Here is a 14400-nt window from a genome sequence, read left to right as displayed (position 1 = left end):
AATTAACTGCTCCCGTGGTTATAGCTGCCGTCATAGTTGACGGTGTTGTTGTAGCGAATGGCGACAGACTGATACTCCAGGCTTGCCAGATGGCAGCGGGCCGGAGCAAAAGCAGCGAGCGTCTGGCGTAACAGCGCCGCCTGATCGTTAGTGATGGGCTGTTGAAGGATGACGCGATATACCGCCCAGGCTTCCGCATCGCCATGAACGAAAAGCCCGTTGTAAGTGTGTTTGCCGTCGTAGCCAATCTGGCCAGTGCCTTCAATCAGATCCACTTCGCCGAAGCCGAAACGGCGGATAATTTCCCTGATTGACCACGGCGTCCCTTTGTAGCGGTGCAGCTCGATAGCGGATTTGATAAGCATGCGGCGAACATCGTCATATTCCGCCAGCTCCCAGCCATCGCCGAACAGTGAGAACTGCTCGCCCAGCCATGGCAGCGCGGAACTGTCGACGATATCGACGAGATAGACCATCAGTACGCTCAGGTCGATGTTATCCAGCCGCCCGGCCAGTCTTCCCAGCGTTCTGAGACTGATATCACCCTCAAGCGGCGGCGGGAGTTGTAGCGGCTCAGCCATCAGACACTCCAGTCATGTTAAGAGTGATCGCCGTACAGTTTGCCCATTCGTTTTCTGCCACGACCTTCAGCACCGGTGTCACCAGTTCGACCTGATACACTCCGGCAACGGACAGCACGCTGATAATCTGACTGGGGACAATATCGCGCCCCAGCGTGGCGGTACGGGACGCTACCCAGTTCTGTATGGCGCTGTTGGCATTGTCCTTTATCGAGTTGGCATCCTGGTCACGATAGATAGTCATGTTGGCTTCAATGGCGTAATCCACCTGTACAGGTGTTTTAGCCCGCACGGTATCAGTGAGCGGCCTGACTTTTTCGTCCGAGCAGAAACTCTCTACCAGCGTGAGAATGCTGTCGTCCGGCAGGCCGGTACTGAGCAGCGGATACAGTTCTACGGTGCCGGGAACCGGGGAGAGCACAGCGACGTCGACGATGTTGGGATGAGCCTGCATTGCATGAAAGCGGTATGCCATACGGCTTCCGGCGTTGGTGAATGACTCCGGGGCCAGTTTGATACGCTCGCGGAGCCTGTCATTGTCTTCCTGCTCTGAACCACCAGAACTGGCCGCCAGATTGGTCACCTGCAGGTCGACGTTATCAATTTCATCGAGCAACTGACTGACCTGTGCAGGCTGCCAGCCGTTGCCAGCGGCCCCCGGCTCGGTACAGGTGGCCGTGGCATTGACCAGCAGCAATCCGGCCTTTAACACCACGTCCGTGTCGGTGGCAAAAATGATGCTGTCGGAAGCACTGACGCGGGTACCCGCCGGAATCAGCACGTCAATGGCCAGTGCCTCATCCACGGAGAACTGGAGCGTGGTGGTGGCAGGCTGCGCGGCAAGGCGGTAAACACCGACCAGTTCACCGAGGTAATCAATCATCGGCTCACGGGCAAAGGCGACCAGATTCTGTTTGGCTGCTTCCTGCGCCGCTACCCTGACCAGCATTTCGCGGTATGCCCACAGGTCAATCAACAGGCGCTCAGCCTGAGCGGGGTACAGCGTTTTGCCGGTTGCGGCTTCGTACTGTGCAATCATTTCAGCCGTGATTTTGTCGGCATCACGTTCAATAAAATCGGGTTCTGTCAGCGCCATAGCAACTCCTGAGTCCGGGGCTGTCCGTCAGAGCCTTTCCAGCTCACCCGGAGCGTAAGATGTTCGCCGTCGACGGCGGGTTTAACCGACATAAGCTGGCAGCGAGGCTCCCAGCGCCGGATGGCATCAACGGACTCGCGCACCACATGTGGGATAGCCCGGTCGATGGGCCAGTCGATATAAAGATGCAGGTTGCTGCCGAACTCCGGGCGATGCGGGTCGCTGCCGCGAGGAGTTCGCAGGATGATTTGAATGGCCTGCCAGATATCATCCAGCCCCCGGACGATTTCGCCAGGGGCCTGCAGGGCCGGTTGCCAGAATACGGAAGTTGTTTTCATGGGGGCAGTATTGCCCCTGTGCGGGAACGCCGATATTAAAGGCGTTTAAGAAGGTCAGTGGGAATGGTGATTAGAGTTCTGGCCGTCAGACAGCATGCTACCTGTGGAGTGGGCATTGCCGTTGATTTCAAGGTTGCCGTTCACCGTGGTGGTGTCAGCGGTCAAATCAATGGTTTTCCCCTTCAGGCTGATACCTACCGCAACCTCGATTACTACGCGCTCGATACCACCTTTGACCGTCAGCGTATGGGTCGCGCGGTTATAGCTGAACTCTGCGCCATCCGCGTATTTCGTGCCCCGGACGTTTTTGTCGCTGAACGGTGGCTTATCGACGTCTGAGTACACCGCGCCCAGAATGACACCATCCTCGCCGTTGGCATCGAGCAGCACCTCAACCTGCTCCCCCACGTCAGGGAGCCAGTAATCCTTGTTATCCTGGGTGTTGCGCTGGAGTACGTTAAGCCAGTTAGTGCGCAGGTTATCGCACTCAGGCAGACGAACGCGGGCCTGAACCTTGTCGGCATCGACGGCGCTGACCGTACCGACCTGACGGGTGACACCTGCCATTATTTCTTCTCCTTTGTTACCGTAGATGTGCTGCCGTCCGGTTTATAGACGGTCAGTGTCTGACTCTTGCCGGTCTTTTTACCTTTCTTCGCCTTGCCCTGCGTGACCGGCCCTCGCGCCACCTCCAGTTCGGTGATATAGCCGCTGTTGCGGTCAAACGCATGGCGGGCAGTGGTTATCAGCCATGGCCCGGATAACTGTCCAAAACCCACCAGTTCAATTTTGTTGCCTGCAGTCAGTTGAGGCGTCCCCATCAGCGTCAGGGAGCCGTTCTGCTGGTATTCATTATGCTTGGCCAGCGCCGAATCCGCTTTAATCCGGGCGCTGTCCGGGTCGCTGACGCGGCTGTTGACCTTCAGTGAGTCGGCACTGGTGACCTTACCGCCTTTGGTTTGTTTGTCGCTTTCGCTGGTACCGCCATCAGCTTCGTAGACGATCAGCTTTTTATCGCTGCTCTTCTGGTGTTTTACCTTTGCGGATTTGTAGACGCGGTTGATGGTGTCACGCAGGGAAAAGCTGGCCACATCCTGTGGCTTCAACTGTTTTACCGGCTCCTGACCGCGCAGTGTGGCCAGATGAGAGAAAATCAGCTGGTCGCTGACCACTTTTACGGCATAACCATACTCGCTGGCCAGCCGACGCAGGAAGCCCACGTCCGTTTCAGCGTACTGGGTCACCCGGTCAATTTTGATGGACTCAATACTGCCAACCATCTTCAGCTGATGCTTTTTGGCAATCCGCCCTGCGATGGCCGCCAGCGTGGTGCTCTCGAAACCACGACTGGATTTAGTCCGCAGGGCGTTGTTGACCGACGTGGCCACACCCCGGATAGCGACAACGGACGCGGGCGAACTCACCTCGATCTCGTCTATAGAGAACGTACCGCAGGACAGCAGCTTCTCGCCCTGATAACCCATTTTCAGCGTCAGCGTGTCCCCCTTGCCCGGATACCACTTATCCAGCCAGCGGCCATCGGTGTCGTCCAGCTCCACCTCAATGGTATCGGACTCGCTTTTGATGTTATCGCTGTAGGTCACGCGGGTGACATAGGGGGCGATATCGGTGGTGATGTTCTTCTGCAGATACCACAGCGTGAACACCGGACTCAGAACATCGCTGACGCCGGTTAACGCTGATGCGGCCTGTGCAGTGCTGTTTATCTCAGCCATGGGGCAATATCCTCTTCTGTACTGACTTCTTCAGCCTCGATCACCGGGATCAGTAACAACAACCCGGAGGGCAGCACCGGCGTAATGGCCACGTGCGGATTGGCGGCAATTATCCGGGGATAGCCCAGTGGGTCGCCGTAGTACTGCCATGCCAGAGAATCCCAGCGCTCTCCGTCACGGGTGACATGTTCAAGAAACATCACACACTCCTCGCCAGAATTTTAGCTGCCATGGTGCTTAACCCTGGCGACATCCGGGTGAACGTGGTGCTGGCGGAGTTAAGCTGCCCGGAAACGGCATCCAGCGCCGCTGCGATATTGCTGCCGTCCACTCCGCTCAGCGAAGACTGTGCCTGTTGTACATACGTTGCCGCATCACTGGTGGCTCTGGCCAGACTGATGGCATCAGGCATGGATTCAGAGAGAGCATTAAACGCCGGAACGCTCTGGCCTAACGCCCCGGATACATTGCCCAGCCCGCTCATCAGCCCCGGTACACGGGTCAGTGCAACGGCGGGGTTATCCTTCATTTTCTGCGCCACCCGAACGGCACTGATAGTAGTCTGGAGAACAGACTGCGCCTGTTTGGCGTAGTTCACGCCGTCACGGACGTACTGCGCTACCCCAGAAGGTGAAGGAACGGCACCGGAGACTGCCCCGACGCCGGGTACCTGAGTGCTTATTGCAGGCGGCTGCAGCGGGTTTTTCGGGTCGCCAATGTACTCCCGGAGAGACGCGGTGGCATTAACGGCCAGCACGTTGCCGGTGCTGTCGGTCTGCTCGCTGGTCGCGGTCACGTCGGTAATCACGAACCAGCCTCGATAGTCACCGTTGCCGAAAACCAGCGCCAGCGCCTGATGGGCTTTCATGGCCGTTCGAAGACGCGCCAGCTCCACGTCAGGCACACAATAATGCTGATGGAAGACCAGGCTTATCTGGATTTCGTCCAGCTTATCGCCGACGAACTGCAGGCCGGGCTTACCCTCGATGCGGGCATGTTCGGCATAATCGACACCGAAAGTGGCCTCAAAGCCGTCCCAGTAGGTAATCAGTTCAAACTCAATATCACCCAGTACCGCAAACATTATTCGTATCCCCGACGTTGTTTCTGAGCCAGCAGACGTTCCAGCATTTTCTCCAGTTCATGCAGGCTCATATTCAGTGCGCCGGTCAGTCCGGCAGGCGCTGCGATTTCTTTGCCATTGAGGAAAAACTGAGGGTTAAAGCTGACCTGAATACCGCCAGATGTACCGCCTCCGGCTGCAGTTGCGCCACGGCCTGAATATCCCGCAGCCATGATTTCCGGCGACGGGATGCGGGGAACGTCCGGGGTCATTTCGGTGGCAAGACGTTGCCCCGCGAGTGCGGCCAATGGTGTGGTACGCTGCAGGCCGATAGCAGCACCCTGCGCGATGTTGTCACCAAAGCCCATAAACACGCGGCTCGGCGAATGGATGCCCAGCTTTTCCTTGAACCAGCCGCCGACACTGTCGCCCATATCTGTGACGGTGGTTTTGAGCGACTCCCATTTGTTTTTGATGCCGTTTATCAGCCCGTCGATAAGATGGCCACCGAAGTCAGTGAACTTCGCGGGAAGATCAACGCCGAGATATTTCAGCGCAGCCGCAAAGGCTTTATAGAGCAGACCAACCGGCGACCAGTTAATCAGCAGCTTACCAATCCCCACGATACCGCCGTTAAAAGCCTCTTTAATGTCAGCCCAGCGCTGTTTAAACCAGCTACTGACTGCGCCCCAGTTGCGGTAAATAAGATAAGCCGCCGCCGCGACGGCGGTGATAGCAAGACCAATGGGATTCATCAGCAGTGCCCGCCCAATCCAGAGAACGGCACGCCCGGCGATCATAATGCCGCGAACCAGCCCGCCTGACAGCGCCCCCCCCAGAGTTCTGGCTCCTCTGGCGACGGCGCTGAAGCCGGTCACCAGCCAGCGAAGTTTGCCGCCTTCACCCAGTGCGAGTGTCAGGCGAAGCCAGTTGGCCCGCAGGAGCACGGCATTTTTCCAGACGTTGACGAAAGGTGAAATAAGGAGATTCAGCCCGAGCTTGAGGCCGATGGTTGCCATCTTGAACGCAAGTAATGCGCCAATCACTTGAATTGTGCCGCTCACGAGTTGCGGATTAGCCGCTATCCATTTTCCAACGCTGTTCATTAAGGGGATGAATGTTTCCCCCAGCTGGATCAACGCCGGACGTAATGATTCTCCGATGCTAATGGCCGAGTCGTTAAACCCAATCTGCGTTCTGCGCCAACGTCCTTCGAGCGTATCATTTTGTTTCGCTGCATCCTTGTCCAGCGTAGACATTGCAGAGGGAGTGTTCATTTCCTGCTTGTTAGATTGGTACTTATCCCAGCCCTGACGCATAGACAGCAGATGGTTCACGGTCTGGATATCGGTAAAGACTTCCGCCAGTCCGAAGGACTCCATCAGCTTCTGCTGGCCTTCCTGATCGCCTCTTGAGCCTGCCGCCTTCCATTGCTGCACAAATGCCTTGCCTTTACCGTCGATAAACCGGTTGGCAATCATCAGGGAGGCTTCATATTGAGAGAACCCCTGGGCTACATAATTTTGCATTGATCCCTGGTAATCCACGCCAGCCTTAGCGTATTTCTGCGTGGTATCTCCGCGTCCCATTGCCGCCAGCCAGTTTGACATATTGGTGACGGCCTCTTCCGCTGAGCCGCTGCCTTTACCCACTTCCAGACTGGCGACGATCTGGGTTATAGCGTCTTTGCCGTAAATACCACGTGCAGCGAAGGCTTTGGCCATACCGGGTAACGCTTTCGCCATATCCTTCAGCTCAAACGAGCCTAGCTTGGCCCCGGTTGCCGCAATCCCAAACGCCTGCTCCAGCTCTTTGGCATCGGTAATTTTCAGCGCATCGCTAAAGGCGTAGGTCATTTTTGCGAGGTCAGTCATATCCGCTTTGGTGGCCGTGGCCGCTTTACCGAGCATCCCGGCAAAGGTCGCTGCCTGCTGCGGATTCATGCCATCGGCAACCAGTTGACCCACGCCGCCCAACAGAGATTCCTGGAGCTGATTGACCTGCAGGGATGCCCGACGAATGGCAGTACCGATGGCCTGTTCCTGCCTTGAATCCAGATCACCGGTGACACTGATATCGCGTAGCTGGGATTCAAACGATGAATATTGTTTGACAGAGGCCATGACCGGTGCGCCCAGCGTTCGGGCGATACCATAAGTCTCTGCCCCCTGGCCATAGAGCGCCATGCGGTTAGCTTTCAGCGCGTCACTGGTGGCTGATACTGCTGACAGACGGCGCTGCTGGCGTTCAATTTGCTCCATTGTGCGGCTTACCCGCAGCAGCTCACTGTTGAGGCGCTGCATCCGGGAAGAGCCTAACTGGCCATAACGTTCAGTTGCACGGGTTAAGGCGTTCTGGCGCTCCTGCAGGCGTCGGGATGTATCACCCAGGGAATCAAGGGCGCGTCGGGTGCCACTGACGGCTGAGCGGAAGCTGCTCCCGACAATGCCGCCAATAATGACGCCGACTGAAAATTCACTGGCCACGGTGGTTATCCTCTGAAAGCGGAAAAACGGAAGGAAAGTGTCTGAGAGGCATGCAGAACAGCCGCGTGTGGCGGCTGTTAAGTGATGAGGTGTTACTTATTGTCGCCGAACTCGCTTTTGATTTGCTCTTCAGCCTGCTCCAGCCACATCTCCAGATCGTCAGTATCGAGGGCATCAATCTCCCCCGGCTGAAATCTAAACCACCTCGCCAGCAGCCCCTGCGCCTGCATCAGCGTTTTCGTCGCTCTTACCCAGCCCAGTGACTTGCTGAAATCGTTTCTGCAGCTCCATGTAGTCAGCAAGATCCATGTTATCGAGGTCTTCCGGGAGAATACCGGTGCTACGGGCAATCAGCGGTTCGTCCCAGTCAGCCGGGTCTTTACTGATTTTGCGCACCTGCTTCAGGTCTTTGACCGTCAGGCGTTTCAGTTCAACCTGCTCAACTCTGGTGCCTGCTGCGGTGGTGAAGGGGTAAGACAGCTTAAAAGTATCGGATTGGGTCTGTGACATGATCGTGCTCCTGTGTAAGTTCAGAGCAGTATGTCTGGAGGTGGACGTGACGGATATTAAAGGGGATTAAGAAGAAAGGGGCCGAAGCCCCTGTGATATCAGTGAGTGCGAAAGCCTTTGCAGTTACGCAGGAAGGCGATAAGAAGCGCCTTTCCTTCAGATTTGCCGATGCCGGTGAACCAGTGGTCAGGTGGCTCCCATGCCTCAATCAGGTCAGCGAGCTTTCGTGCTTTAGAGCGTGTGCAGTCAATCGGGTAATTGGTTTTCTGGGTATTAAAAAGGTTTTCCACCCCCGGAATATCAAGGATGGTAAACCACGTACCATTTCCCATGCCAATCGAACCACAGTTCCCGCCTTTATCTTCAATCTCGACGGTCACCGTCAGCCCCCGATATTGATGCGGTAGTCGGTCAACTGGTCAACGCCGCCGACGCGGAAGATGTTGGCCAGATAGTCCAGCTCCAGCAGCTCTTCACCATCCAGTACCTGCTTGATGTATGTGCAGGTGAAGCTACTGGAGAACTCAGCGTTCTCGTGCTGTTTGAACGTCCCCAGCGGGTTCTTCTTGAACATGATTGTCAGGAATGTGACCAGCGGAATTTCGTCAATCAGCCCCTGCGAACTGTAACGCTGGACGCTGGAACGGCACTGCAGCGCCAGCGACTTATACGGGTTCGCGGCAGACAGCATCGCATCGCGGTAAAAGCTGTTCCACTTGATCTCACCCTCCAGCTTGTCGAAGCCTGCCGGGAGTTCCACCTTGCCCACCATCCCAAGCGCCTTATGCTCCTGCATGGTCATGGAGACGTCAGGCAGTTTGACCTCCTCGGCCCGGCCCAGCAGGTTAGCGCCATCCAGGTAGATGTTGGAATTCGTGATGCGGTTGATCTCAATCTTTGCCATCAGCTATTCCCCTTCAGGGTTAACAGATATTCCGAGGTGATCTCGGTCTCAAACGTCAGTCGCTCCAGCGGCGGTGGCGGCGTGTATTTGTAGCTCAGCAACAGGTGACCGGCGGCCAGCTCCGTCTCTTCGTTGCGGGCCGGATCAAACCAGCAGCTGAAGCCCAGCAGCGCACCGTCGCCAATCAGCTTGCGACCGTAGGCGTTGACCGACTCTGTCAGCGCATCAATCAGCGCCTGGGTGATCGGCATGTCGATGTACTGCTGGCTGAAATAACGCAGGGACTCGTTGATCACATCACCGGTGCGGCGAACGTTCTCAAAGTTGCGCATATGGGTGACCGTTGGCCATGCCGCCATACGGTTGCCCCACAGACGCAGGCCGCTGCCGTAGCTGCTGAAGACCGTGGTGATGCCCTGTTCGTTGAGCAGGTTCACCTCACTCTGCGGGTCGTCAATCATTGCTGACAGCTGGCGCTCCACGCCGGTGATACCCAGAATCTCCTGGTTGGAGGACGACCACCAGTAGCCCTTGTCCAGGTCGACCTTTGCACGCAAACCTGCAGCACGCTGGCTCAGCGGCTCCAGCCGTTCGCTGTTGGTGGCCGCGTCGTACACCTTGACGTGCGGGTAGCACAGACGGACGCGGTCGGAGCTGGTGTTGAAGTTAATGGTGCCTTCCGAGCCACGCCCCGCCAGAGCCTGAGCAAAAGTGGTACCAATCGGCGCGTCGATGTAGGTCACCGCGCCCAGCTTCTCAGCCATGGCGATAAGCTCAACCGAGACGCTGTTCTGGGTGCAGAAGACCGGGGCAATCAGGATTTTTGCGAAGTAGCCAAACAGGTTGAAGCTGTCGTTAAGCAGCTTCATGCCGGTACGGTTGCCCGCCGCATTAACGGCACCGATGATATCAGCCGGGGTGACTTTAGTGGGATCAGCATAGTTATAGCTGGCCTTCACCGTTGCATCTGCCGCGATGCTCTTACCGAGGTTGGTAATCACCCCGGTCTGTGCATCAAGTGAGTAGTCCTGACCTTCCACATAAGGCTGGCCATCGCTGTCCGGTTTCAGTACCAGCTGCGCGACCACCGGATTAGCCAGCTTCGCTTTGCCCGTCGCCTTGTCGAACGTTACATCTTCATCGGCCACAGCGGTTTTATGCACAGCCGGATCAAGCACGTTAATGACCAGAACGGTGCCTGCCCCATGGTCGTAGATCGCATCCAGCGCCTGCGGAATGGTAAAGCCGGTGAGCTGGCTGCCAAACGCCGCGGCATCTTTCTCAGACAGGCACTGCACCAGCGTATTGACGCCCCCCATCGGGGCGGTACCAATCAGGCCAATGACGGCAGACTTCACCGTTTTTACCGGGCGGGCACCGTTTTCCACCTCAATGGTTTCGACGCCATGCAGATAGTTAGCTGCCATGGGAGTCCTCCGTTTTCACATCGTTGTCGCCGACGTTCCTGCGCTTTGGTAACTGCACAACCGGTGTGCTGGCGGGTTTAGTCTCTTCAGATACCGGTGTCAGATGCTTCAGCGCCACCAGTACCTTCACATAGTCATGCTCCTCCGGCAGGGAAACATTCTTCCCCGGCCAGAGCAGGATTTCGGTTCCGTCCGACAGCGTGACGCCGCTGGCCGGGCCGGAATAGCGGTATTCTTTCATCACTCGCTTTCCTCATAGTTCACTTCGGTTAACAGCGGGCCGGACGGTAAATCGCTGTCTTCGATAAAGACACTTTCAGTGGCAAAGTCGAGGGCGTACTGCCACAGCCCCTTGACCTCACCGATAAATACCTCGCGGGTCAGCCAGATGCGACGGCGGCAGTTCGGCGGGGTGTAGCCACCGAGGATGCGACGGACTGCATCCAGAACATCAATCGCGCCTCTTTTACCGTTGAGCTGGCGGAAGACCACCGTGACGCAGAGCTGGATAGTCTGAGGCTGGAGTACCGCACCGATATCATTCGGCTTATCGAAGTGCGACCCGGCATAGCTCACCAGCAGCGCCCCAACCGGATGATTCAGGCGATATTCAGCCGGTTTCTCCGGGAAGTACTCCACCTGCAGCTGCGGCAGCTTCTCCCGTAACCGGGTCATTACTACATCGAGGACGGGCAGAACGTTCATCAGTATTTCTCCAGTAAGCCGTCGCGCCCGCCAAAGGTGGGGCGGCGTGCACGTGCCCGGATTTCACCGGACTCAGGCACGTCTTTCTGAGTCGACTGCAGCCCCAGCGTGAGTTTTCCGTCGCGGATGGCCTCAAGCTGACGCCGGGCCTCTTTGTGGTCATCCTTCACGGTATCCGGGACTGCGCCTTCCGGGCGGCGGGTGTAGAGCCGGTAACGCACCAGCGTGATGGCAATGTCGCGCAGAACGGTCGGTATCTCCGCCAGCGGCAGGGTATAGCGTCCGCGCAGATGGGCATCAATCAGCTCATCGGCATAGCGAATACAGCTGTCCACCACCTCAGTTTTCACCGTCGCGGGCGAGTCGAAGTCCAGCTCCTCATTGGTGAGCTGAATTAGCGTCCGCTCAGGAACCTGTTCAAGCAAATCCGCGAGGGTGCAGTACATATCACACCCCGCGCAGGATGCGGATAACGTCGCCTTCGGCCAGAGCCTCATCCAGCGCAATCCCGGCAGAAATACCCGCCGGGGTCTCGCCTGATGCGGCTGTCTGGGGAACGGCGCAGGCATTCTCATCCGACTGGACATTCTGCCCTTTAGCAATCGCAGCACCAGCCTCGACTGCAACAATACCCAGTACGTTGACTGGCGTTACATCACCGGCAGCGGCATCCACCTCTGCCACGCCAAGCGCGACGGCTCCGGCCTGACAGGGGCCATTATCGGCACCGACAAAGCGCTGTTGCGTCAGCGCCGCGCTGGCCGTCACGGTGGTGGTCAGAATGACCTGTTGAGTTGTACCCATGACCGTCTCCTTATTTCACGATGTTGGTGACGAGATACCCGGCATCGCCACCGACCACGGCGACTTTGTAGATATCGGTATAACGGCAGTACTTCACTTTGCCGCCGACGCCGTCGTATTTATCCGCCACCGGCATCCCTTTACGGCGCAGGGTGTAACCGAAGGACGGTTCGTTTTCGTCGGCGCTGTCGGTGCCTGGCTGGGGTTTGCCGATGTAATGCAGCATCAGGTTGTCGCCCCAGATATCGGTCGGGACTTTGTCCTTGTTCTGCGCGTCTTTCATGGAGGCCATGGAGACTGGCTCGCCGATCACCACATCTTCCAGCTGGAAAAGGTCTTTCAGAATTTCGATGGTGATACGCTTGCGCTCGTTAGCACCAATCGCGGCCTGAATCGCTGGGTGGAACTTCAGCAGTGACATGACGCTTGCCCCCATGGTCATCAGGTTTGGACGCAAACCGGTGGCATTACGCACCGCTTCAATGCCGCCTTCAATGATGCCAATCGGGTCACCCTTGCCACCGCCCCAGCGGTCGGCAGCGGCCAGCGCTTTGACGTTAGCTGCGCGATAGACGTTTTTGTCCTGAGCCAGACGGGCCGCATACAGTTCGCGTTTCAGGTTGACGCCGCTCGTCACACGGCGAATGGCTTTGGCTTCTTCGTTGAACATCGACTCCGCCTGCTCGCGATAGTCCACCGGTGCGGCCAGATCGTGCTCGTTGAGTACCAGATCCAGTTTGCCGGTTTTCTCACGCACCAGAACGTTACTGTCAGCCCCCACGGCACGCTCGGTGTCATACTCCACAAAAGCGGATTTACCGAAGGTCGGCACGGTCACACCTTCCTTATCGGTAAGGACAATGGGGAAAATGCGCTCACCGATGAACACGGCATTTTTATAACCGCGAGCGATGCTGGTCAGCACCGGGTCAACGACGCGCTTACTCTTTAAATAGTCAGACATGTTCTCTCCTTAATTACAGGCAGCGGGAGACAGCAGCGTCGTAGCTGATGCCTTCTTTTTTCGACAGTTCCAGCGCTTTCTGATGCAGAGCCAGACGTTCCGGGTCGGCTTCAGCGAACTCCGCTGACGTCGTTTTGATATCCGTGTTCACGCGGTCTTTGGTCGCGTGTTCACTGAAATTCAGTACTGGGACAGTGCCATCCAGCAGCGTCTTAAACGCCGTGGCCAGCGGGGTGCGGGTATCGCCCTCGGCGAACTCGACAGGCTTATCGCCACCGGCTACCGCATCAAGAATGGCAACAACAACCGGTATTGCTGCCGGGGTCAGGCGACCCGCGCCGACCAACTTCTCGGCAAAGGAGACGTTGTCCGCGTGCAGTTTGTCCTGCTTGCTCTTCGCTTCCTGTTCTGCCCGCTGGGTGGCTTCTGCTTTCAGACGTGTGTTTTCCGCCTGAAGCGCTTTGATTTCTTCTTCAGTCATGGTGCTGTTCTCTTGTTGAGGGTTGGGATTGTGTTCACTGAAGTCCGGTTCAGACTTCCCGGTGTCGCGGTAAGCCTCTTCGCGCAGGGAGTCAACCTGCCATGAAGGAAGCACCTTGTCGGTCTCGTCCAGCCCGAACTGGGCGATCAGAAAATCGCGCAGACGGCCCCATAAAGAGGCATTGGTGATATCACTCCAGTCGGCAAACTCCACAACGCCTTCTTCTTTCTCACCAAACGAAACCTGCTTCAGCCCCTTAATGGAAGGTGGCTGCGCCCCCAGAAAGCCGACATGGCGCAGGTAAAGCGTGCCGGGCTTCGGGTTGTTCGGTGAGTCAGGGAGATAGAACGAGGCGGAGACCTTTTTGAAGCGTCCGTTGCCCACCAGTTCGGCAAACTGCGGGTCGAGCTGGTCAGGCTCAGCGAGCAGATCGCCGCCGTTAAGCGACAGGGATTTCACCCAGCCCCACGCCGGGTCTTCCGTTTTGGGGTGGCCAATAACGAGAGGCGCTTCATGGACGGACGGGTCATAGGCTTTCACGCAGGCGGCAAGATCGCTTTGCGTGAACGGCAGTTTCGTGCCGTGCATATCGGTATGAGTACCGGCTTTAAAAATGTGAATGGCTGGCATTTTGCTGTCCCGCGTTACGTTGTCGGGGACAGTCTGTGGAAAAAGCATCAGCAGCGCTTTTAATCTGCTTTAGAAAAAATCGGGGGTATCGGTACGGGGAATGTCACGCTGCGGGCAAATAGTGGTGCAAAGCGGGGGCTGTAAAGCCTTTATAAAGGTAATACAGCCCCTCAGCGGCTGGCAATGATAAATCACCCGCCTGTAGAGACAAAACTCAGCGACGGGCCGCTGCTTCAAGATGGCGGACAATCGTATCGAGGATGGGGACAACCACTTCAGGCTGCAGCTCACCGTCCCCTGTCAGCGGCAGGAACGGACGGGCCGGAAGTTCAACGGACTCATTACGCCCCGTTTTACCACCGAACTGGTGAATCGGCCCATAAACGACATTAGTGCCAACCGCTGCCTGCCGGTCATCATGGTCGGTTGATACTGACCCCATCAGACGCCCGGTATCCTGCAGTGTTTGCCCGTCGCGCTCTTCTGCTGCCAGCGAGGGAGTCCACCCCGGACGCCCCTCATCGAGAAAGTTAAACTGCGTCTCCGCCAGCAGGGTTCCGGCGATTTTGCGCATCGCGGGTTCCAGGTCTGTGGCAGCCAGGTCCAGCGCAAGGAGGCTCCGGCGCAGGGATTCATCGTTAATGGTGATATTGACCAGGTTATCGGAAGCCATCG

20 protein-coding genes are annotated in these 14400 nt (G+C 57.1%); all 20 read right to left on the bottom strand.

Annotation, left to right across the window (positions count from 1 at the left end):
* Positions 1-2: 2 nt before the first annotated feature.
* Entirely contained in the window at positions 3-581 is a 579-nt protein-coding gene (locus HV157_RS07950) for a phage tail protein I (RefSeq protein WP_182268332.1), read from the bottom strand.
* Positions 574-1677, bottom strand: a complete 1104-nt coding sequence (locus tag HV157_RS07945; RefSeq protein WP_097455064.1) for a baseplate J/gp47 family protein — start codon at positions 1675-1677, stop codon at positions 574-576. Before HV157_RS07945 ends, HV157_RS07950 begins: the two co-directional genes overlap by 8 nt.
* On the bottom strand, positions 1668-2015 hold the full coding sequence (locus tag HV157_RS07940) for a GPW/gp25 family protein (protein WP_000859115.1): 348 nt from the start codon (positions 2013-2015) through the stop codon (positions 1668-1670). Before HV157_RS07940 ends, HV157_RS07945 begins: the two co-directional genes overlap by 10 nt.
* A gap of 54 nt (positions 2016-2069) precedes the next feature.
* Positions 2070-2582, bottom strand: coding sequence for a phage baseplate assembly protein V (locus HV157_RS07935; protein ID WP_000929399.1), 513 nt, complete (start codon positions 2580-2582; stop codon positions 2070-2072).
* Complete coding sequence (locus tag HV157_RS07930) at positions 2582-3751, bottom strand: contractile injection system protein, VgrG/Pvc8 family (RefSeq protein WP_175072605.1); 1170 nt, start codon at positions 3749-3751, stop codon at positions 2582-2584. Before HV157_RS07930 ends, HV157_RS07935 begins: the two co-directional genes overlap by 1 nt.
* The gene (locus HV157_RS07925; RefSeq protein WP_172943175.1) at positions 3739-3951 is read right to left on the bottom strand and encodes a tail protein X; all 213 of its coding nucleotides are present in this window, start codon (positions 3949-3951) and stop codon (positions 3739-3741) included. Before HV157_RS07925 ends, HV157_RS07930 begins: the two co-directional genes overlap by 13 nt.
* Positions 3951-4835 (bottom strand): phage tail protein, encoded by an 885-nt coding sequence (locus HV157_RS07920; protein ID WP_175072606.1) that lies wholly within the window; start codon positions 4833-4835, stop codon positions 3951-3953. Before HV157_RS07920 ends, HV157_RS07925 begins: the two co-directional genes overlap by 1 nt.
* Positions 4835-7300 (bottom strand): phage tail tape measure protein, encoded by a 2466-nt coding sequence (locus HV157_RS07915; RefSeq protein WP_175072607.1) that lies wholly within the window; start codon positions 7298-7300, stop codon positions 4835-4837. Before HV157_RS07915 ends, HV157_RS07920 begins: the two co-directional genes overlap by 1 nt.
* Before the next feature lie 92 nt (positions 7301-7392).
* Positions 7393-7530, bottom strand: a complete 138-nt coding sequence (locus HV157_RS07910) for a GpE family phage tail protein (RefSeq protein WP_182268333.1) — start codon at positions 7528-7530, stop codon at positions 7393-7395.
* Positions 7496-7810 (bottom strand): phage tail assembly protein, encoded by a 315-nt coding sequence (locus HV157_RS07905; protein WP_000084225.1) that lies wholly within the window; start codon positions 7808-7810, stop codon positions 7496-7498. The genes HV157_RS07910 and HV157_RS07905 overlap by 35 nt, the downstream gene beginning before the upstream one ends.
* Positions 7811-7908: 98 nt before the next feature.
* Positions 7909-8190, bottom strand: coding sequence for a hypothetical protein (locus tag HV157_RS07900; protein ID WP_175072517.1), 282 nt, complete (start codon positions 8188-8190; stop codon positions 7909-7911).
* A gap of 2 nt (positions 8191-8192) precedes the next feature.
* Positions 8193-8717, bottom strand: coding sequence for a phage major tail tube protein (locus HV157_RS07895; RefSeq protein WP_175072529.1), 525 nt, complete (start codon positions 8715-8717; stop codon positions 8193-8195).
* On the bottom strand, positions 8714-10141 hold the full coding sequence (locus tag HV157_RS07890; RefSeq protein ID WP_175072518.1) for a phage tail sheath subtilisin-like domain-containing protein: 1428 nt from the start codon (positions 10139-10141) through the stop codon (positions 8714-8716). The genes HV157_RS07895 and HV157_RS07890 overlap by 4 nt, the downstream gene beginning before the upstream one ends.
* Positions 10131-10382, bottom strand: coding sequence for a hypothetical protein (locus HV157_RS07885; RefSeq protein ID WP_175072519.1), 252 nt, complete (start codon positions 10380-10382; stop codon positions 10131-10133). The genes HV157_RS07890 and HV157_RS07885 overlap by 11 nt, the downstream gene beginning before the upstream one ends.
* Positions 10382-10846 (bottom strand): Gp37 family protein, encoded by a 465-nt coding sequence (locus HV157_RS07880; RefSeq protein WP_175072520.1) that lies wholly within the window; start codon positions 10844-10846, stop codon positions 10382-10384. The genes HV157_RS07885 and HV157_RS07880 overlap by 1 nt, the downstream gene beginning before the upstream one ends.
* Complete coding sequence (locus tag HV157_RS07875; RefSeq protein ID WP_032637441.1) at positions 10846-11292, bottom strand: DUF1320 domain-containing protein; 447 nt, start codon at positions 11290-11292, stop codon at positions 10846-10848. Before HV157_RS07875 ends, HV157_RS07880 begins: the two co-directional genes overlap by 1 nt.
* Before the next feature lies 1 nt (position 11293).
* Positions 11294-11650: a DUF2190 family protein gene (locus HV157_RS07870; RefSeq protein ID WP_000537462.1), complete on the bottom strand. Its 357-nt coding sequence runs from the start codon at positions 11648-11650 to the stop codon at positions 11294-11296.
* Between the two features lie 10 nt (positions 11651-11660).
* Entirely contained in the window at positions 11661-12614 is a 954-nt protein-coding gene (locus tag HV157_RS07865; protein WP_175072521.1) for a hypothetical protein, read from the bottom strand.
* Positions 12615-12627: 13 nt separating this feature from the next.
* Complete coding sequence (locus HV157_RS07860; protein WP_175072522.1) at positions 12628-13725, bottom strand: peptidase; 1098 nt, start codon at positions 13723-13725, stop codon at positions 12628-12630.
* 214 nt (positions 13726-13939) lie between these two features.
* Positions 13940-14398: a phage virion morphogenesis protein gene (locus tag HV157_RS07855; protein ID WP_175072523.1), complete on the bottom strand. Its 459-nt coding sequence runs from the start codon at positions 14396-14398 to the stop codon at positions 13940-13942.
* Positions 14399-14400 lie beyond the last annotated feature (2 nt).

It is taken from the genome of Enterobacter sp. RHBSTW-00318, assembly GCF_014101375.1.
Taxonomy (GTDB): domain Bacteria; phylum Pseudomonadota; class Gammaproteobacteria; order Enterobacterales; family Enterobacteriaceae; genus Enterobacter; species Enterobacter ludwigii.
Note: the sequence above shows the minus strand (reverse complement) of the source record. Positions and strands in the feature narration are given on the sequence as shown.